Origin of the sequence: Geobacillus vulcani PSS1 (assembly GCF_000733845.1) — a bacterium.
Taxonomy (GTDB): Bacteria; Bacillota; Bacilli; order Bacillales; family Anoxybacillaceae; genus Geobacillus; species Geobacillus vulcani.
On record NZ_JPOI01000001.1, the window covers coordinates 764,121 to 782,500 of the forward strand.

Sequence of the window (18,380 nt, forward strand, 5' to 3'; positions counted from 1 at the left end):
GCGCCGATGATCGATGCCCATCTTCATCTCGACCAATACGCCCGGGTAGACGAACAAATCAAGCGTTGGCAAGAGGCAGGCATAACCGGCGTCGTCGCCGTCTCCACCGACTTGAGCTCCAGCTACCGAACGCTGGAGCTCAAGCAACGGTTTCCGTCTTTCGTCTACGCCGCCATCGGCTTTCATCCGGAACGTCCAATGCCCAGCCCGGCCGATTGGAATGAATGGACGTCACTCATCAAGCAAGCGCGGCCGCAGCTCGCTGCCATTGGCGAAGTCGGGCTGCCGTACTACTCAGCCGAGGCGTCGGCCCAATTGCCTCGCTATTGCGACTTGTTGGCGCAAATCGCCGCCATCGCCGTCGATGCCTCTTTGCCGCTCGTGCTTCATGCCGTCCACGACCGAGCCGAAACCGCCTTGGCCATCGTGCAGCAAGCTGGCGTCCGGAACGCCCATTTCCATTGGCTGAAGGCAAGCGCAAAGACGGTGCAACGCATCGTCCGGTGCGGCTACTACATTTCCGTCACTCCCGAGGTATGCTATCGCGAGCGCGACCAAGCGCTATTGCCCCTCATCCCGCTCGAGCAGCTGCTTCTCGAAACGGACGGTCCATGGCCATTTGCCGGTCCGTTTCACGGAAAACCGACAACGCCGCTGTTTTTATTTGACTCTGTCCGCGTCGTGGCAACGCATTACGGCGAAGAGATTGAGCGCGTGAAAACGGTCATCACGGCGAACACAAAACGGCTTTACGGCCCGCTTTCTTTATAGTACGATGAAGTCAAATCCAGACCGAAGTGAGGGAAAATCATGGATCATCAGGAACAAGTGCGCCGACAGCTGCTTGAAAGCGTGGCCGCTCTGTCGGATGAACAACTCAACACCCGGGTGGCTGAAGGGAGTTGGACGATCGCCCAAGTGCTCGAACACTTGCACCTTATCGAAACATCGATCGCCGCCATGATCGCCCAGACATTGACGCACGGCGCGAGCCAACCCGTCAGCGAAAAGCCGATCCACCTCACCCTTGACCGTTCCAAAAAAGTGGAGGCGCCCGATTTCGCCCGTCCGAGCGACCGGCGTTTCACGTGGGGGGAATTGGAGGAAAAATTGCGTCAATCGCGGCAGCGGCTGCGTCAAATCGTCGAGCAAGCCGACCCGGCTGATCTGGAAGCCAAATCGTTCCCCCATCCGGTTTTCGGCCCCCTAAGCTTAAAGCAATGGGTGGAATTTGTCAGCTACCATGAACAACGCCACCTTGCCCAAATTGAAGAAATCAAGGCGCATCTCGGATAACCAGAGCCGGGCCGCCTCAACAGCGGGCGGCCTCTGCTCGGCCCGCCCCGGCTTGGGCTACGTCCGCGGACGTCCCGCCTGTTTTTTCCTTTCCACCGCCCTTCACTTGCTTTAACGTCGCGACGATGAGAAAACTGACAATGACCAACAACACCCACGAGCTGACTTTCCCGACATGAACGAGGCTCCACGCCCTCGCTTGATTTGGATATTGCCAAGCCCCGAAAAAGGTGGCGATATTTTCCGCGACCCAAATGAAAAAACCGATCAACAAAAAGGACAGAACAAGCGGCATCCGATACCGAATTCCCCCGACCTCATACGCGACCCACGAGCGCCAAAAAACGAGAATCACAAGGCCTGCTAACCACCAGCGAACGTCCATCCAATAATGGTGGGTAAAAAAGTTCACGTAAATCGCCCCCGCCAACGGAACGACCAGCCAAAACGGCGGCCAGCGCACGAGCTCCACCTTCAGCCGTCTCCACGCCTGGCAAAGATAGCTCGCGACGCTCGCGTACATGAAGCCGCTGTACAGCGGCACGCCAAACAGTTTCGTATATCCTTCCTCCGGATACGACCATGAACCCATACGCACCTTAAACAGCTCTAATGCAAGCCCAATCAAGTGAAAGACAGTGATGACTTTGAGCTCATCCCGCGTTTCCAGCCTGGAGCGCACCATCCACCATTGCATGAGAAGGCAAATGACAAGCAGCCAGTCATACCGCGGCAACAAAGGAAGCGGCGCGAGCTTCGTCAGCGCCAATGAAGCAAAAATAACAACCGGAAACACGCAGGACAACGCCTGCGCCCAACCGAAGCGAACAAGCTGCACAAACGCTTTGATGAGCCGCGCTTTTCCAGAACAGAGACACCTCCGAACCGCAACCAGCCAGCAAGGCGGGCATTCCCCCGCCGCTGCCGCGTGTTTCTCCCCTTTCAAGCCGCCCCCTCCCCCGCTTACGAATGCGATTCCCCTTCATCGCTTCGGTACTCCAAAATGTCCCCGGGCTGGCAGTCGAGCGCCTTGCAAATGGCTTCCAACGTCGAAAAGCGGATCGCCTTCGCCTTTCCGTTTTTCAAGATCGACAAATTCGCCATCGTAATCCCTACTTTCTCCGACAGCTCCGTGACGCTCATCTTCCGCTTCGCCAACATGACATCAAGATTCACGATGATCGGCATGTCATCCACCTCAAATCGTCAACTCGTTTTCTTGTTTGATGTCAACGGCTTGTTGCAGCAGCTTTTGCAGCACAGCGGCAAAGACAGCGATCACGAGCGACGCAAACGGCACCAGCAGCCCGACGAAAATGACCCCCGGAGCGTCGTCCTTTTCGGCAAAAAGATAAAACAGCGGCAAAGCGAGCAGATGCAGCCCGCAGATGACCACAGCGCAAGATTTGATCTTCTTTAACGCCTCGACCGACCGCTCAGAGAACGCGCTGTTTTGATCAATATACGTCAACAGCCGAAACGCCTGATAGAGCGCAAAATAAAACGGCAGCGCGGACGCCTCAAACACAAGATAAACGAAATACTTGATCCAAGGGAGCGCCGGCACCAGCTTGACCGCCACCTTCGCAAGCGCCGGCACCAAAAACAAGCACAACGCCAGAACCGGAAGGCCGATCAACACCAAGGCCACCTTCAAAAAAAGCGTTTCTCGTTTCACCGCAAGCACCTCACTGATTCGTTTTTGTTTTTATTGTAATCGTTGGTTTATCGTTTTTCAATAAATAATTATTGAATTTAATTATATTTTTGTTGTTAAACATAACAAAAAAAGAGCGTTCCTCTCGCATAGGAACACTCGTTCACAACCGTTGATGCAACATACCCCTTGATCTTTTGGCAAAGGTATTCACTACACTGTTCTTGCTGGCTACCAATCTATTCGTTTTCCATCTCGGAAAAATCCGCCGTTCGGTCCGTCAGGCCCGATCTCTGCCAACCAAAGGATTGACTGGGCGGCTTGCTTTGGCGATCGGGGAGCCGATGGCCCGCCCATATCCGTACGGACCCACCCCGGATCGACGGCATTGACCTTGATATCACCGCTCACTTCTGCTGCGATCAGCTGTGTTAAGCCATTGAGGGCAAGTTTCGATAATTTATAAGCTCCTACTCCCGGATATGACATTTCCCTCATCGCCCCATATTCAGAAGAAATATTAATAATCCGTCCATATCCTTTCTTTTCCATAAGAGGGAGAAAGGAGCGAATCACATAGTAGGAGCCAAAGAAATTCGTGGCCATCGTCCGCTCAAGAACGGAAGGTTCCATATCGACCAGTTTTTGATTTCCATCTAAGTACACACCGGCATTATTGATCAATACGTCTAATGCCCCATACTGCTCATTGACCGTCATCGCAGCCTGGCGGATGCTTTCTTGGTTCGCCACATCCATTGCCACAAACGAAACATCAAGGTTGAGTTCCCGAAGTTGTTGCGCAGCTTGCCACCCCTTTTCCGGATCCCGGCTTGTCAAAATGGCTGTATATCCCCTCCATGCCAGCTGTTTGACGAGCTCATAGCCAATTCCCCGATTCCCGCCGGTGACAAGCGCCACCTTTTTATCCGTCACCATGCCCACCCTCCATTTCTTGACTGCTTCTTTATTTTGTAACGTTCCTGTCAATGTCCAAATGTACACTCCCGAACATCTCTTATTCCACTTTTTCAATGGTCACGGTGAAATCATCCTTCATGCTTGCCAACTTACTTGAAAGCTCCTCTACGTCCGATTCAACCTTGCCTAATCGAATCAACCCCGGCGAATAACGCCAATCATCATAAAAAATGGTGATGTCTTTCCAAGGGGCATAATACGCGAAATCTCCGGCCTTCGGCGTAACGCCTTCTGGCGCGCCTTCTGTACTGAGCCCTTCTTCTAATATACTCATTTTTTCGAATCCACTGAAGTCTTCGAACGTGAGTGTCAACGGCAACCTGCTTAGCAAATCCCTACTTGTCGGATTGTCATACATGTTGACGATGACTTCTCCATGATCGAAAATCAATCTGATTTTGGTATTTTCAATACTGTTGTCTTCATCCGGAGCATCTTGTCCTCTCTTTGCGACGGAATGTCCTCGATTCTCTTCTTGTCCTGCAATCGAAACGTCCCGTTTGTCGTTCGTTGATGGGTTTTCAACCGTCTCAGCCTCGTCAAAAGCCGAATTTCCACTTTGATTTCCACCACAAGCTGCAACAGCGAAAATCAACGTCAAGGAGAAAGTCGCTGATAACAATTTGGACATATCGCGCATCCCTCCATTCATCTCTCAAGTCCCGATGGACGCGGCAAACAGAAACAACGCAGCAATGAGAACAACAATGGTTTACGTCTCCCATGAGCATCACTTAAAGGGCCCATGACAATTTGGCCCAAAGCAATTCCTAACCAACTAGCGGTTGAACTGGCTTGACTCATCGACGTACTCGTTTCGAAAAAATCCGCGATTCTAGGGAGTGATGAAAGATACATATCCACAGTAAAAGGGCCCAGTGCTGAAAATGCACCTAACACCACAGCAAAGAAATTGCCGCTCTGTTGTTTATCTTGCATTTTAACCTCTATGATACGTTCCGTTTCTTAACACAGCCTAACAGTCCAAGAGCAGAGGGAGAAAGCGGGGATAACTCCAAAAGTCCGCTAAAAAGCGGACTTTTGGGTCAGACTCTCCTTCATTACCTCCTATATCTCGTATTTCACTCGAATATAACCTTCCTTTTGAGTCAGTCGGCTTCCCCTGTCTATACGTGTCAAACACGCTTCAAAAACGTTTGTTGAAACAAACGCATTTCCTCAATTACTCAGTTTTCATCGTGCGAATATCAATGACAAACCGATACCGGACGTCAGAAGCAAGCACCCGCTCCCATGCCTCATCGATCTGGTCGGCGGAAATCACCTCAATCTCGGGGACAATGCCATGTTCAGCAGAGAAATCCAGCATTTCCTGTGTTTCGCGAATACCGCCGATCATCGATCCGGCAAACGACCGGCGCTGCGGAATGAGCGAGAAGACATTCACAGTCAACGGCTCTGCTGGTGCGCCGACGTTCACCAGTGTGCCGTCCAAGGCGAGCAGCGAAAGGTAGGCGTTGATATCGATTGGTGCGCTCACCGTATTGATGATGAGATCGAAATGACCAGCGAGTTTCGCAAACGTCTCGGGATCACTTGTCGCATAGTAATGATCGGCCCCAAGACGCAACCCGTCTTCTTTCTTCTTCAATGTTTGCGACAAAACCGTCACCTCTGCTCCCATAGCATGGGCAAACTTCACCGCCATATGACCAAGGCCGCCTAACCCTACCACCGCTACTTTTTTGCCCGGACCGGCTTGCCAATGGCGGAGCGGCGAGTACGTGGTGATGCCGGCGCACAAAAGCGGTGCGGCCACATCAAGCGCGATGCTGTCAGGAATGCGGAGAACGAAGTCTTCATGGACGACGATGTGAGTGGAATACCCACCTTGTGTATACTGACCATATCGGTCGATGGCGGCATACGTGCCCACCATTTCCGAGCAGTACTGCTCCTCTCCTTTGCGGCAAGGCTCGCATTCTCTACAAGAGTCCACCATACAGCCAACCCCGACGCGGTCACCAACGGCAAACTTCGTCACTGCCGAGCCCACTTGAGTGACAATGCCGGCAATCTCGTGCCCCGGAACGAGGGGATATCGCACCGGGCCCCACTCGCCGCGAGCAGTATGAATGTCGGAATGACAAATGCCCGCATACTGTATCTCGATGAGGACATCATGAGGCTGAAGGTCGCGCCGCTCAATCACCGTTGGTTGAAACGGACCTTCCGGGCTGAATACCGCACGTGCTTTGGCAACAATCGCCATCACGTTTCCTCCTTCATCTATAAATTTAATCAACACCTGTCTATCATTATAAAAAGAAAGGTGATGTTTTAATATGGTTAGATTCAGATAATTTGTTGATTATTCAACAAATTCTACGAAATTATCGATAATCAATTCGATGTTTTCGTTTCACCATCGTCATCCTTACAAAGGGACAAACCCTGCTCGAAAACAACATCCGCCTGCTTGATCGGCTCTTCCGTTTGCAAATAAGTTTCTCTCGATCTAGAAGGCTGGTAAAAAACAATCGTTCCCCCGTTTACATTGGTTTTCGTGAGAACAAAGGTCAGGATGTACAAGGTTTATCTATTTGAGAAAATCAGTAACTCTCAAAGGGGAAGAAGGACGCTTTGAGGCAGATAGCTCCAAGGCTTCACTTGATCACTATAGAACCTAATCCTTGTCCCGACTCACCGTTTCGCCAATTCATAAATCAACCATTTCACTTCATTTGTTGAATAGTCAACAAATCGCGTTCATTTAATCATTGAAAGCGCCCTGTTTCTTTTTATAATTATAAACAGACGTTGATAAATGAACCAACATTCATTACTGGAGGTGAATGTACAAAATATGATGGTGAAACTTTTAACCGGCAGGACTGAGGAAACTGATCGGATTGTGCAAGCCGTTAATCATTTTTAAAGGTAATTACTTCTCAAGAAGACAAGGGACTATCAAAAATATGACAATGTAAAGGAGACAAAAGTATGTTTAACGAAACGTTTACATTATCAAATGGCGTAGAGATTCCAAAATTGGGACTTGGTACCTGGCTGTTGGACGATACGCAGGCGGCACAGGCCGTGCGTGACGCGGTATCGATCGGATATCGCCATATTGATACTGCGCAAGCCTATGCGAACGAAGCAGGGGTAGGCGAAGGAATCCGTTCGAGCGGCGTGGCGAGGGAAAAACTTTTCATTACCACAAAGGTTGCGGCAGAATTAAAGAACTATGACGCCGCCGCAAAGTCTATTGATGAGTCTCTAGCCAAGCTGGGGGTTGATTACATCGACCTTATCATCATCCACAGCCCGCAACCTTGGAAGGAATTCCGTGGGGAAAACCGCTACTTCAAAGAAAACAAAGAAGTATGGAGGGCCATGGAAGATGCTTACAAATCCGGCAAAGTAAAATCGATTGGGGTTTCCAACTTCCTGCAAGACGATATCGAAAATCTTCTGGAAAGTTGCGAGATCAAGCCGATGGTCAATCAAATATTGGCACACATCGGCAACACTCCTTTTGATCTCATTGAATTCTGCCAGCAAAACGGCATCGTTGTAGAAGCTTATTCTCCCATTGCACATGGCGTCATTCTTGACCACCCAGAGATTAAAGCCAGGGCGGATCAGTACGGCGTATCGGTTGCCCAGCTTTGCCTGCGTTATTGCATCCAACTTGACCTTGTCGTCCTTCCGAAGACGTCCAACCCAGACCACATGAGAAACAATGCAGAGCTTGATTTTGTGATCAACGATGAAGATATGGAGGCTTTGAAGAGTATCGAGCGAATCCGAGATTACGGTGAACACAGCTTCTTCCCGGTGTTTGGCGGGAAATTAAAATAAACAAGCTTATCGAGGGATAAAAATGACAAAACGTGAGAAAGCCAAACATGGCGTTATTTTCCCAGCAAGCCAAAGATCTATTTTTATGGGCACAGTTATCGGAAACCTCACATTGCGCACCTTAACAAGATGAAAACAAAAGATTTTATTTAATTTTTTAACTACAGATGAGCAAATCCACTAACATAAATTTGCAATCAAACAAAAAAAGAGACATGAACCGGACTCCTTGGGTGAAATAGCTGTGCTCAAAACCCATTCACCCAAATAGGTTCATGTCTCCCCAAAAGTTCTTCGCTACAACATATGCTTGGCCATCATGTTTCTTTCTAGCCAAGGAAACAAAATCTGCGAAGCTTTTTGTATGGTAAAGGCGACCAAATGGTCAACCGTAGCCTATTTACAAAAAAGGCCTGTTAGACTCACCCAACAGGCCTTTTCGTTTTCAGCTTTTTGGTTCGGCATCTAACCTTTTGTTACAACAGCCTTTTCCCAACGAACCGCTCACTCCACCGTCACGCTTTTCGCTAGGTTGCGCGGTTTGTCGACGTCGCAGCCGCGATGCAGGGCTGCATAGTACGCGATCAGCTGCAGCGGCACGACGGACACAAGCGGCGTAAGGTCCGGATGGACGGCCGGGATGACGAAGCGGTCGCCGTCGCCTTCAAGGCCGCGCATCGAGATGACGCATGGGTTCGCGCCGCGGGCGACGACTTCTTTTACGTTGCCGCGAATGCTTAAGTTGACGTGCTCTTGGGTGGCGAGGGCAATCACCGGCGTACCGTCCTCAATCAAGGCGATCGTGCCGTGTTTCAGCTCGCCGCCGGCGAACCCTTCCGCTTGGATGTAAGAGATCTCCTTCAGTTTCAGCGCGCCTTCTAGGCAGACATAGTAGTCAACGGCGCGGCCGATAAAGAAGCAGTTGCGCGTCAACGTCAAGTAGTCGCTTGCGATTTTCTCCATTTCTTCTTTCGCATCGCACAGCATTTCCATCACATTGGCGATGATGGCGAGCTCTTTCGTCAGGTCAAAATCCAATTCGAGGCCTTTCGCTTTCGCCGCCGCGGCGGCCAAAATCGCAAGCACGGCAATTTGCGCCGTATATGCCTTTGTCGAGGCAACGGCGATTTCCGGGCCGGCGTGCAACAGGAGAGTATAATCGGCTTCCCGCGACAGCGTCGAACCTGGGACGTTCGTGATCGTGATCGCTTTATAGCCGAGTTTGTTCGTTTGCACGAGCACGGCGCGGCTGTCGGCCGTTTCGCCGCTTTGCGAGATAAAGATGAAGAGCGGCTTTTCCGACAACAGCGGCATGTTGTACGAAAATTCGCTGGCAATATGCACTTCGACTGGAATTTTCGCCCACGACTCGATCAATTGCTTGCCGACAAGACCTGCGTGGTAGCTCGTTCCGCACGCGACAATGTACAGGCGGTCGGCGTTCAGCACTTCGTTGATGATCGCTTGGTCAATCGTCAATCCGCCGTTTTCGTCTTGGTATTTTTGAATGATGCGGCGGATGACGAACGGCTGCTCATCAATTTCTTTCAGCATGTAATGCGGATACGTCCCTTTTTCAATGTCGCTCGCATCGAGCTCAGCCGTAAATGGCTTCCGTTCGACTGTTTCACCGTTTAGCGTTTGAATCGTGACGTTCTCGCTCGTGACGATGACTAGTTCCCCATCCATCAGTTCGACGAATTGATTCGTCACTTGGAGCATCGCCATCGCATCGCTCGCCACGACGTTAAACCCATCACCGAGACCGGCAAGAAGTGGGCTTTTGTTTTTCGCCGCATACAACGTTTCCTCGTTTTCCGCGTCAATCATGGCGATGGCGTACGACCCTTTTAACAGCGAGAGCGTTTTGCGGAACGCTTCTTCCGTTGTCAACCCGTCACGGACGAATTGTTCCACGAGCTGGACGATCACTTCCGTATCCGTGTCGCTTCGGAACTCGACATCAGCCAAGTAGTCGCGCTTCAGCATCTCGTAGTTTTCGATGACGCCGTTATGCACGAGCGTAAAACGGCCGGAGGCGCTTTGGTGCGGATGGGCGTTCACCCGGCTTGGCGCCCCGTGCGTCGCCCAACGGGTATGGCCGATGCCGATCGTCGCGTTGACGTTCGGGTCGACGATGCGGCGCAAATCGGCGATCCGTCCTTTTTCTTTAAACACATGAACCCCGTTCTCATTTAATACGGCGATCCCTGCTGAATCGTAGCCGCGGTACTCGAGTTTTTCCAATCCGCGCAACAAAATCTCTTTCACATCTTGGTAACCGATATAACCAACAATGCCGCACATGGCCACATTTCCTCCTTTAACATCGGAGGCTGCCGCTAACGAGATCCTTCCATGTTCAGTTGTCAAAGGACAACGGGGCCTCGCCGTCACTGCGGCAGACTCCCCTTTCTAGTTGCGCGATGACATCCTCCCCTTTGTGCAAAGGGTCACCCCTTTGTTTTAAGAGAGGACTTGCGGCTGTCATCGCTCCAGCCGGGAGGCATCCGCCGAAAACCTCGATAAACCTCCTCCTCGTCAACTAAGCGCGCGCTTCCGTTCCCGCGCTTAGTCCAGGCGCTTTGTCGTCGTCAAAACCGCTGCAACGATTCCACTTTGTCGAGCATGGCAACAGCTGCGCCACCCTACTCATTCATCCCTTCTCGTTCTTCGCATCGCCTCCTTTCAGGCAAAAGGCAACAACGTTAATATTACAGGACATTCCCAACGGCGTCAACTATCATATGCATCCGTTTCTATAAAATAACCTATGCATAAACGGAAGCGAACGTTCCGTTTATGCATAGGATGGTTGTCCAAGCGGTCGGTTATTCCACTCCCATTTCACGCCGGACGACATCCGCGATCCGCTCCACATAGGCGCGGCACGCCTCTTCGGTTGGAGCCTCAGCCATAATGCGCACGAGGGGTTCCGTCCCTGACGGACGAACGAGGACGCGGCCATTACCGTTCATCTCTGCCTCCACTTCCTGGATCACTTTTTTCACTTGTTCGTTTTCCATTGCTTTTTCCTTATCGGCCACCCGGACGTTCACAAGCAGCTGCGGGTATTTTTTCATTTCCCCGGCCAACTCAGAAAGCGGCTTGCCCTTGATTTTCATGATGTTGACAAGCTGGAGCGCCGTCAACATTCCGTCCCCCGTCGTGTTGTAGTCGAGGAAGATGATATGTCCGGACTGCTCGCCACCGAGATTATAGCCGTTCTTCTTCATTTCCTCGACGACATAGCGGTCGCCAACGGCCGTTTGTACACTTTTGATTCCCTGCGCCTCAAGCGCCTTGTAAAACCCAAGGTTGCTCATAACCGTCGAGACGACGGTTTGTTGCTTGAGGCGGCCTATTTCTTTCAAATATTTTGCGCAAATGTACATGATTTGATCGCCGTCCACAATATTGCCGCGTTCATCCACGGCGATCAGGCGGTCGCCGTCGCCGTCAAACGCAAGGCCGACATCAGCCCCTTTTTCTTTCACAAACGCCGCCAATGCTTCCGGATGGGTGGAACCGACTCCTTCGTTAATGTTGAGCCCATTTGGCGACGCCCCCATCGTCACGACATCCGCATCCAAATCGGCAAATAAGTACGTCGCCAGTGATGACGTCGCTCCATGTGCGCAGTCGAGAGCAATTTTCATCCCGGAAAAGTCTTCTTCATCAATCGTTTGCTTTAAGTATTGCAAATACTTTTGTCCACCTTCAAAGTAATCATTCACTTGGCCCAATGCCGCTCCAATCGGCCGCGGCAGCATATCTTCCCGGCTGTCGATCAATGCTTCAATTTCTGCTTCCTGCTCATCCGACAGCTTAAACCCGTCCGGGCCGAAAAATTTGATGCCATTGTCTTGCACCGGGTTGTGGGAGGCGGAGATCATAATACCCGCCTGCGCTCCAAGCGCCTTCGTCAAATAAGCGACACCTGGTGTGGAAATGACACCAAGGCGCATCACTTCCGCCCCGATCGACAGCAGCCCGGCGACAAGGGCGCCTTCCAACATATGGCCGGAAATGCGGGTGTCGCGCCCGATCAATACTTTCGGGCGCTCAGCACTTTTGGTCAGCACATATCCACCGCAACGGCCGATTTGAAACGCCAACTCTGGCGTCAATTCACGATTTGCAACTCCTCGTACACCATCAGTGCCAAAATATTTGCCCATTCGCTCACTCTCTCCTTACTATGCAGTTTATTGTGCAGTTGCTTTATCGATAATATGGACCATTGCCGTTTCTGATGACGGCTGCCATTGGACTTGTTCCGGGTTGTCCCATTGAATGGGAACTTGATGTTCGCCAATGTCAAGCCCATGAACATCGACATACAAGCGAACATCGTCTTTTGTCAACCCGCGGACGACATCGGGCGGACCGACAAGGCGGACCGTAATTTTGCCTTCAAGCGGTCTGACAAATTCGGCTTTGTATGAATCGGGCAAACCAACGACAGCGATCGGCACGTCTTTCCACGTTTGCGTGACGTCTTTTTCCACATCAATATGCACCTTGATTTTGTCTGGATCGACGTTTTTTGCTCCATCAGGGACCGGAACGTCAAGTTCTACCGTCGCATCATCGGTAATGTCGTCTAAATCAACTGTCAATCCTTCCAACTTATCAATGTGGTTCAACACTTCCTTCGGTCCATAAATCGTCACTCGATCCGGCTCCGGAGTGATGCTGACAAGATGCACACCATCCGGCAACTCTCCCGTTGCTTGCACTTGAACCGGCACCGTCTTGCTCGGGCTTTTCACCGGCACGGTTACTTCCACCGACGATGGATCTGGCTCAATATCCAACTCATTTCCCCGTCGATCATACACCCGAACGCGCGCTTCTCTCGTCAGCGTTTCCGTCGCCCCATCTAAGTCGACGATGGCTTTGACAAACGCAATCTCGTCGATTAGTTCCTTCGCCCCAGTAATCGTCACGGCATCTGGTTTCACCGTCGGTTCTCCAACGGAATAGCCATTCGGCATTTTGTTTCGATTGAAAAATTCAACACCGACCGGAAACCGTTTCGACACTTTTTCGCGAATCGTCACTTTGGCAGAGGAAGGCTGAATCGTCACTTTCAACTTGTCGGAGATGTCCCTGTATTTGATCGGCACCGTGTATGTCCCTAACGGCAATTCCGTTAAATCGACATACACCTCGAAATTTCGCTGCAGAGCCGTCGGCTTGACAATGCTGGCCGGCCCTTGGAGCGTAACGTTCACGTATTTCGGGACACCAGACACAACCAAGTTGTCTTCATCATAGTAAGCGACCACCGGAATATCGATCAACGTTTCCGTATCTTCCTGGCCAAACGTGTTGCGCGTCTCGCCGGTTTTCGCCCCGACATTGGCCGACATATACAACATAATCGCCAGCAATAAGGAAACAACGCGAATAAACCAAGGATGGTCCATCAACTTATCCATGTTTCTTCCCCCTCCATTGCCAACGGGAAGAAGCAGGCGCCTTCGTCGCTGGAGCCAGTTCGCCGGTCAACAGCTCGCGAAACTCTTCGATCGTTAAATCGCGGTACAGCTCGCCGTTTTTCGTTAACGATACCGCTCCCGTCTCCTCTGACACGACGACGGTGACGCTGTCAGTCACTTCGCTGATGCCGAGCGCCGCCCGATGGCGTGTTCCGAGCTCTTTCGAAATAAACGGACTTTCCGACAATGGTAAATAACAGGCCGCCGCAGCAATTTGATTTTTTTGGATAATGACCGCCCCATCATGAAGCGGCGTGTTCGGAATGAAAATATTAATGAGCAGTTCCGGCGATACATGAGCGTTTAACATAATGCCAGTTTCGACATAATCGTTCATTCCGGTTTCCCGCTCAATGGAAATGAGCGCGCCGATGCGTCGCTTCGCCATATACTCGGTCGCTTTTACAATGGCTTCCACCATTCGCATCCGTTCTTCATCTTCATTGACCGTGTTGCGGGTGAACAGCCGTCCGCGGCCGAGCTGCTCAAGAGCACGCCGCAATTCTGGTTGAAAAATAATGATGATCGCGAGAAATCCCCAAATGATGGCCTGATCCATCAGCCATTGCAGTGTCGTCAATCCGAGGTAATTGCTCACGAAACGAACCAAAATAATTAAAAAAATGCCTTTTAGCAGCTGAATGGCCTTCGTCCCGCGAATCATCATGATCAACTTGTAAATCACATACCAAACGACAAGGATATCAACTACTTTTAACAAATATGACACGATGGGGAGCTCTCCGAAGGACATCTTCACACTTCCTTTATCTCTAATTCCAATCTGTTGATGGCCACGGAAAAAGCCATCGGGTGATGGCTGCCATCATTGAATCGATTGGAGCGCATGATTGAACCTTTCTTTAATATTATACCAAATCCATTCAAATACTTGATTAATTTCCTCCACTTCCCCTGTCACTTGCCCGGCGGACGCCATATATTTCTTTCCATGGATCACAGTCACGTCCCCATCCACCGTTCCTTCAATCCGAATCGAGCCATTGCGGACGACAATATCCCCTTTGACCGTTTCTCCTTTCGGCACGATGACAGTATGATCGCGGATGATGACATGTTCATCAGCTGAGACGGAAAATGCGCCTCCTTCCCTCCATGAAGAAGCTAAGCTGCCTAAAGTAAGAGCTAAAAACAACGAAGCAGCCGTGAGCAACGGATGACGATGCATAAAACGGCGCAACCGTGCGGTCTTTCTTTCTTTCGGCATCGCCTCCATGACCTTGGCCGCAAACGACGGCGGCGCCGCAACGTGAGCGGCATATTGGAGGAAAGCAACCGTCTTTTTCAGCTCATGAAAATGGGCAGCGCACGCAGCGCACGAACGCAAATGTTCTTTCAGCCGTTTCTCTCCTTCTGGCTGAAGATCCCCATCAAAATAGCTGTGCATGAGTAACACAATTTCTTTCGGACATTCCATAGTCTCCCACCCTCTTATAAATGACCCAATTGCCTGCGCAACGCTTCGCGGCCGCGATGCAGCCGCGTTTTTACCGTGCCGACCGGCAATCCTAAAATCTCGCTGATTTCTTGCAACGACAAATCTTCCATATATTTCAACACGATCACGCTTCGATACTTTTCTGGCAACCGCTCAATCGCCCGCTGCACTGTCTCTTGCAGCTCCAGGCTTTCCACTGCCTCCTCCGGGGATGCTTCGCGGGAAGGAAGCTGAGCCTGCATCGTTAGCCCGTCCGTGCCCCCGACCTCTTCATCTAAATACACATCCGGTTTCCGTTTCCGCAATTTATCGATCGTCAAGTTCGTCGCAATTCGATACAGCCAAGTAGAAAATTTCATGTCTGGATTGTACGTATCAATATGGATGTAGGCGCGGATAAACGCCTCCTGCGCCGCATCTTCCGCCTCATGCCGATTGCCGAGCATTCGATAACAAAGGCGGTAAATCTTGTCCTTATACAAATCGACAAGATCCGCGTATGCATTTTGATCCCCTTTTTGGATCGCCTTAATTCTCTTTTTAATAAATAAATCCATAAAATACAATACCCCCGCCTCACGGCTTACCGTATATTACGGCGCTCGATCAAGAAAAGTTTCATGTAACATATTTTATTGTATCATACAACGGAAAAAGAGGGGACGCCAAACAAACAGCAGCCCCTCTTTCACAAACCGCGGGAACAAATCATCATTACACCCGTGAATTCCCGCAACCAGCCTTCTTTGGCCAATGCATTAAATGAGTTTTTCACCAAACAACGACCCCATCAGCGCTACGGCAACTGACGCTGTTTTGTTCCGCTCATCCAAGATCGGGTTCACTTCGACAAATTCCGCTGAAGTAATGATTTGCGCTTCGGCCAGCATCTCCATCGCCAAATGGCTCTCGCGGTATGTCAATCCGCCAATGACAGGCGTTCCGACTCCCGGTGCATCGCTTGGGTCAAGACCATCTAAGTCAAGCGACAAATGAACGCCATCCGTCCGTTCTTTTAAATAGGCGATCGTTTCTTCCATCACCCTTGTCATTCCGAGCCGATCAACTTCATGCATCGTGTAAATTTTGATCCCTTTTTCGCGAATAAACTTCTTCTCCCCGTCATCAAGGGAACGGACGCCGATCAACACGACATGTTCCGGCTTGATTTTGGGGCTGTATCCACCGATTTGCGTCAGCGCCGGATGGCCAAACCCGAGGCTCGCCGCCAACGGCATGCCATGAATGTTTCCAGACGGCGACGTTTCCTCAGTGTTGACGTCACCGTGCGCGTCATACCAGATCACTCCAAGCCGCTCATAATGTTTCGCCACCCCGGCGAGCGTGCCGATGGCGATGCTATGGTCGCCGCCCAGCACAAGCGGGAAGCGCCCCCGCCGCACGACTTGGTCAACCGCCACCGCGAGTTTCTCATTCGCCTCCGCAACCGCTTTCAAATTGCGCAACCGTGAATCTCCTTGCTCGTGCAACCGCTCTGCTTTCCCAATCGGAATATCTCCCAAATCTTCGATATCGTAATGAAGACGTTCCAGACGTTCGATGACGCCTGCATAACGCATCGCGCTCGGCCCCATATCAACACCGCGGCGCGTTTGCCCTAAATCCATCGGAACACCGATAATTGAAATTGGTTTCATGCTGTCTCCCACTCCTTTCCGGTTCCTGTTACGCCTTTATTGTAGAGGAAAGAAAGGAGATGACTCAACTTGACAAAATTTTGAATATTTATACCGATATAACAAAAAAAGCAGGCTGCTTTTGGTTGCTAAGCAGTCTGCTCTTGATGGAGCCTATCGGGATCGAACCGATGACCTCCTGCGTGCAAAGCAGGCGCTCTCCCAGCTGAGCTAAGGCCCCGCCCAAGCGGAAGACGGGACTCGAACCCGCGACCCCCACCTTGGCAAGGTGGTGTTCTACCACTGAACTACTTCCGCAATATGGTGAGCCATGGAGGACTCGAACCTCCGACCCTCTGATTAAAAGTCAGATGCTCTACCTACTGAGCTAATGGCTCATAGTGATCATAACACTCTAAGTACTGACGAGTTCTATCTGCCTCTTCCTCTACGAGCTGTTTCAAGGAAGCTTGGTGCGTCGAGGCAACTCGCAGCGAACTCAAAGAGGCATCGCTCGTTACTGAGCTAATGGCTCATGGTTAGGTATACACTCAGATATTTGACGATGTCCCTTCCTCTGCTAGCTGATTCGAAGATGTCCAGTGCGTCGGGACAACTCGAAGCGATTTCGAAGATGTATCGCTCGTTGCTCTACCTACCTGAGCTAATGGCTTATGGTGATCCTAACACTCTAAGTACTGATAAGCTCTACCTGCCTCTTCCTCTACCAGCTGTTTCGAGGAAGCTCGGTGCGTCGAGGCAACTCAAAGTGAACTCGAAGATGCATCGCTCGTTACTGAGCTAATGACTCATAACCGTTTTATGCAAAAAAAAATAATGGCTGGGCTAGCTGGATTCGAACCAGCGCATCACGGAGTCAAAGTCCGTTGCCTTACCGCTTGGCTATAGCCCAACGCGATGAAAAAGAAACGCTGTATTCAATTGCTATTATACCTCTAGAATGAGCGAAATATACACATTTCATTTCGGCCAATCATCCTTGGAAGGACGAATGGCCGAAATGGAGTGACCCGTACGGGATTCGAACCCGTGTTACCGCCGTGAAAGGGCGGTGTCTTAACCACTTGACCAACGGGCCGGAAAAGAAATGGAGCTTCCAACCGGGCTCGAACCGGTGACCTCTTCCTTACCATGGAAGTGCTCTACCTACTGAGCTATGGAAGCATAAAAATGGCTCCGCAAGTAGGATTCGAACCTACGACCTACCGGTTAACAGCCGGTTGCTCTACCGCTGAGCTATTGCGGAATGATGAAGAAACTATATGTCATGCACATCTTCCCAATGTGCTCGTTGCCTCTTCCTCTGTCAGTTAATTCAAAGAAGAAAGAGGCGTCAAAGCAACTCATAGTGAATTCGATGATGCTAATGCACGTCGCTGAGCTATTGTGGTATCATGAAACTGAAACATCGCCTAGCAGCGACCTACTCTTGCAGGGGCGCTGGCCCCAACTACCATCGGCGCTGGAGGGCTTAACTTCCGTGTTCGGGATGGGAACGGGTGTTTCCCCTCCGCCATAGCCACTAGGCAACGATGATCATCTTGGACAGTTATTATTATATCCATCCTGTTGGATTTGTCAATCGAAATAGTTCATTCCCTCAAAACTAGATAACCGTCGGAAGAAGCCGGGCTTCGTACTGTCTAGCTCCGGCCGCCATCGGCTCGCGACGCTTCGGTCCTGCTGTGGCGGCGACAGCCTCCTCGCAGGCCCTCCAGCGCGTTTCGCCGATAAGCGGGCGGCCTCCGCTTTTCCCTTTAGGTTAAGCCCTCGATCGATTAGTATCCGTCAGCTCCACGTGTCGCCACGCTTCCACCTCGGACCTATCGACCTCGTCATCTTCGAGGGATCTTACCCGCTTTTGGCGGTGGGAAATCTCATCTTGAGGGGGGCTTCACGCTTAGATGCTTTCAGCGCTTATCCCGTCCGCACATAGCTACCCAGCGGTGCCCCTGGCGGGACAACTGGTACACCAGCGGTGCGTCCATCCCGGT

At 51.0% G+C, this 18,380-nt stretch carries 16 protein-coding genes, 7 tRNA genes and 2 rRNA genes (1 of these 25 only partly in view); 3 read left to right on the forward strand and 22 right to left on the reverse strand.

Annotated elements, in window-relative coordinates:
• Window positions 1-6 precede the first annotated feature (6 nt).
• Together N685_RS0104110 and N685_RS0104115 are read left to right on the forward strand one after the other, a co-directional pair.
• Window positions 7-771 (forward strand): TatD family hydrolase, encoded by a 765-nt coding sequence (locus N685_RS0104110; RefSeq protein WP_031406126.1) that lies wholly within the window; start codon window positions 7-9, stop codon window positions 769-771.
• A gap of 39 nt (window positions 772-810) precedes the next feature.
• Entirely contained in the window at window positions 811-1,296 is a 486-nt protein-coding gene (locus N685_RS0104115) for a DinB family protein (RefSeq protein ID WP_031406128.1), read from the forward strand.
• 16 nt (window positions 1,297-1,312) lie between these two features.
• On the opposite strand, the gene N685_RS0104120 is transcribed toward N685_RS0104115, so the two are convergent.
• The 6 genes from N685_RS0104120 to N685_RS0104150 form a co-directional block, all read right to left on the reverse strand.
• Window positions 1,313-2,242 carry a DUF817 domain-containing protein gene (locus N685_RS0104120; protein WP_084177465.1) on the reverse strand — a complete coding sequence of 310 codons (930 nt, stop codon included), beginning with the start codon at window positions 2,240-2,242 and terminating at the stop codon, window positions 1,313-1,315.
• A 17-nt stretch (window positions 2,243-2,259) separates the two neighbouring features.
• A complete protein-coding gene (locus N685_RS0104125) occupies window positions 2,260-2,484 on the reverse strand; it encodes a helix-turn-helix domain-containing protein (RefSeq protein ID WP_031406132.1) in 225 nt (74 codons plus the stop codon).
• Window positions 2,485-2,494: 10 nt separating this feature from the next.
• Window positions 2,495-2,974 (reverse strand): DUF2975 domain-containing protein, encoded by a 480-nt coding sequence (locus tag N685_RS0104130; RefSeq protein ID WP_031406134.1) that lies wholly within the window; start codon window positions 2,972-2,974, stop codon window positions 2,495-2,497.
• 210 nt (window positions 2,975-3,184) lie between these two features.
• The gene (locus N685_RS0104140; RefSeq protein WP_031406136.1) at window positions 3,185-3,892 is read right to left on the reverse strand and encodes an SDR family oxidoreductase; all 708 of its coding nucleotides are present in this window, start codon (window positions 3,890-3,892) and stop codon (window positions 3,185-3,187) included.
• A 79-nt stretch (window positions 3,893-3,971) separates the two neighbouring features.
• Window positions 3,972-4,565: a cyclophilin-like fold protein gene (locus tag N685_RS19895; protein WP_071880159.1), complete on the reverse strand. Its 594-nt coding sequence runs from the start codon at window positions 4,563-4,565 to the stop codon at window positions 3,972-3,974.
• Window positions 4,566-5,117: 552 nt separating this feature from the next.
• Window positions 5,118-6,167 (reverse strand): NAD(P)-dependent alcohol dehydrogenase, encoded by a 1,050-nt coding sequence (locus N685_RS0104150; protein ID WP_031406140.1) that lies wholly within the window; start codon window positions 6,165-6,167, stop codon window positions 5,118-5,120.
• A 731-nt stretch (window positions 6,168-6,898) separates the two neighbouring features.
• Here N685_RS0104150 and N685_RS0104155 point away from each other — a divergent pair.
• Entirely contained in the window at window positions 6,899-7,762 is an 864-nt protein-coding gene (locus N685_RS0104155) for an aldo/keto reductase (RefSeq protein ID WP_031406142.1), read from the forward strand.
• A gap of 504 nt (window positions 7,763-8,266) precedes the next feature.
• Here the strand turns inward: N685_RS0104155 and glmS are convergent.
• From glmS to N685_RS0104240, 16 genes are all read right to left on the reverse strand, one after another.
• Entirely contained in the window at window positions 8,267-10,069 is a 1,803-nt protein-coding gene (gene glmS / locus N685_RS0104160) for a glutamine--fructose-6-phosphate transaminase (isomerizing) (protein WP_031406144.1), read from the reverse strand.
• Between the two features lie 524 nt (window positions 10,070-10,593).
• Entirely contained in the window at window positions 10,594-11,943 is a 1,350-nt protein-coding gene (gene glmM / locus N685_RS0104165; protein ID WP_031406146.1) for a phosphoglucosamine mutase, read from the reverse strand.
• Window positions 11,944-11,970: 27 nt separating this feature from the next.
• The gene (locus N685_RS0104170; protein WP_031406150.1) at window positions 11,971-13,209 is read right to left on the reverse strand and encodes a CdaR family protein; all 1,239 of its coding nucleotides are present in this window, start codon (window positions 13,207-13,209) and stop codon (window positions 11,971-11,973) included.
• Window positions 13,202-14,023 (reverse strand): diadenylate cyclase CdaA, encoded by an 822-nt coding sequence (gene cdaA, locus N685_RS0104175; RefSeq protein WP_031406152.1) that lies wholly within the window; start codon window positions 14,021-14,023, stop codon window positions 13,202-13,204. Before cdaA ends, N685_RS0104170 begins: the two co-directional genes overlap by 8 nt.
• 72 nt (window positions 14,024-14,095) lie before the next feature.
• Complete coding sequence (gene rsiW / locus N685_RS0104180) at window positions 14,096-14,707, reverse strand: anti-sigma-W factor RsiW (protein WP_031406153.1); 612 nt, start codon at window positions 14,705-14,707, stop codon at window positions 14,096-14,098.
• A 14-nt stretch (window positions 14,708-14,721) separates the two neighbouring features.
• Window positions 14,722-15,285 carry an RNA polymerase sigma factor SigW gene (gene sigW, locus N685_RS0104185; protein WP_031406156.1) on the reverse strand — a complete coding sequence of 188 codons (564 nt, stop codon included), beginning with the start codon at window positions 15,283-15,285 and terminating at the stop codon, window positions 14,722-14,724.
• A gap of 201 nt (window positions 15,286-15,486) precedes the next feature.
• Window positions 15,487-16,386, reverse strand: coding sequence for an arginase (gene rocF / locus N685_RS0104190; RefSeq protein ID WP_031406158.1), 900 nt, complete (start codon window positions 16,384-16,386; stop codon window positions 15,487-15,489).
• Between the two features lie 147 nt (window positions 16,387-16,533).
• Window positions 16,534-16,606: transfer RNA gene (locus N685_RS0104195), tRNA-Ala, on the reverse strand.
• A 5-nt stretch (window positions 16,607-16,611) separates the two neighbouring features.
• Window positions 16,612-16,683 (reverse strand) — tRNA-Gly (locus N685_RS0104200).
• A gap of 4 nt (window positions 16,684-16,687) precedes the next feature.
• Window positions 16,688-16,763: transfer RNA gene (locus tag N685_RS0104205), tRNA-Lys, on the reverse strand.
• A gap of 440 nt (window positions 16,764-17,203) precedes the next feature.
• Window positions 17,204-17,278, reverse strand: a tRNA-Gln gene (locus N685_RS0104215).
• 114 nt (window positions 17,279-17,392) lie between these two features.
• Window positions 17,393-17,464: transfer RNA gene (locus tag N685_RS0104220), tRNA-Glu, on the reverse strand.
• 10 nt (window positions 17,465-17,474) lie between these two features.
• Window positions 17,475-17,550 (reverse strand) — tRNA-Thr (locus N685_RS0104225).
• Between the two features lie 7 nt (window positions 17,551-17,557).
• A tRNA-Asn gene (locus tag N685_RS0104230) sits at window positions 17,558-17,632 on the reverse strand.
• Between the two features lie 164 nt (window positions 17,633-17,796).
• A 5S ribosomal RNA gene (rrf, locus tag N685_RS0104235) occupies window positions 17,797-17,913 on the reverse strand.
• Between the two features lie 231 nt (window positions 17,914-18,144).
• Window positions 18,145-18,380: ribosomal RNA gene (locus N685_RS0104240) — 23S ribosomal RNA — on the reverse strand; it runs 2,694 nt beyond the window's last position.

What these genes read in the sequence shown, in the direction of transcription:
- glmM (WP_031406146.1), bottom strand. Translation starts at nt 11,943, where the DNA reads ATGGGCAAATATTTTGGCACTGATGGTGTACGAGGAGTTGCAAATCGT.
- glmS (WP_031406144.1), bottom strand. Translation starts at nt 10,069, where the DNA reads ATGTGCGGCATTGTTGGTTATATCGGTTACCAAGATGTGAAAGAGATT.
- cdaA (WP_031406152.1), bottom strand. Translation starts at nt 14,023, where the DNA reads ATGTCCTTCGGAGAGCTCCCCATCGTGTCATATTTGTTAAAAGTAGTT.
- N685_RS0104170 (WP_031406150.1), bottom strand. Translation starts at nt 13,209, where the DNA reads ATGGATAAGTTGATGGACCATCCTTGGTTTATTCGCGTTGTTTCCTTA.
- N685_RS0104110 (WP_031406126.1), top strand. Translation starts at nt 7, where the DNA reads ATGATCGATGCCCATCTTCATCTCGACCAATACGCCCGGGTAGACGAA.
- N685_RS0104125 (WP_031406132.1), bottom strand. Translation starts at nt 2,484, where the DNA reads ATGCCGATCATCGTGAATCTTGATGTCATGTTGGCGAAGCGGAAGATG.
- rocF (WP_031406158.1), bottom strand. Translation starts at nt 16,386, where the DNA reads ATGAAACCAATTTCAATTATCGGTGTTCCGATGGATTTAGGGCAAACG.
- N685_RS0104140 (WP_031406136.1), bottom strand. Translation starts at nt 3,892, where the DNA reads ATGGTGACGGATAAAAAGGTGGCGCTTGTCACCGGCGGGAATCGGGGA.
- N685_RS0104155 (WP_031406142.1), top strand. Translation starts at nt 6,899, where the DNA reads ATGTTTAACGAAACGTTTACATTATCAAATGGCGTAGAGATTCCAAAA.
- rsiW (WP_031406153.1), bottom strand. Translation starts at nt 14,707, where the DNA reads ATGGAATGTCCGAAAGAAATTGTGTTACTCATGCACAGCTATTTTGAT.
- N685_RS0104150 (WP_031406140.1), bottom strand. Translation starts at nt 6,167, where the DNA reads ATGGCGATTGTTGCCAAAGCACGTGCGGTATTCAGCCCGGAAGGTCCG.
- sigW (WP_031406156.1), bottom strand. Translation starts at nt 15,285, where the DNA reads ATGGATTTATTTATTAAAAAGAGAATTAAGGCGATCCAAAAAGGGGAT.
- N685_RS0104115 (WP_031406128.1), top strand. Translation starts at nt 811, where the DNA reads ATGGATCATCAGGAACAAGTGCGCCGACAGCTGCTTGAAAGCGTGGCC.
- N685_RS19895 (WP_071880159.1), bottom strand. Translation starts at nt 4,565, where the DNA reads ATGTCCAAATTGTTATCAGCGACTTTCTCCTTGACGTTGATTTTCGCT.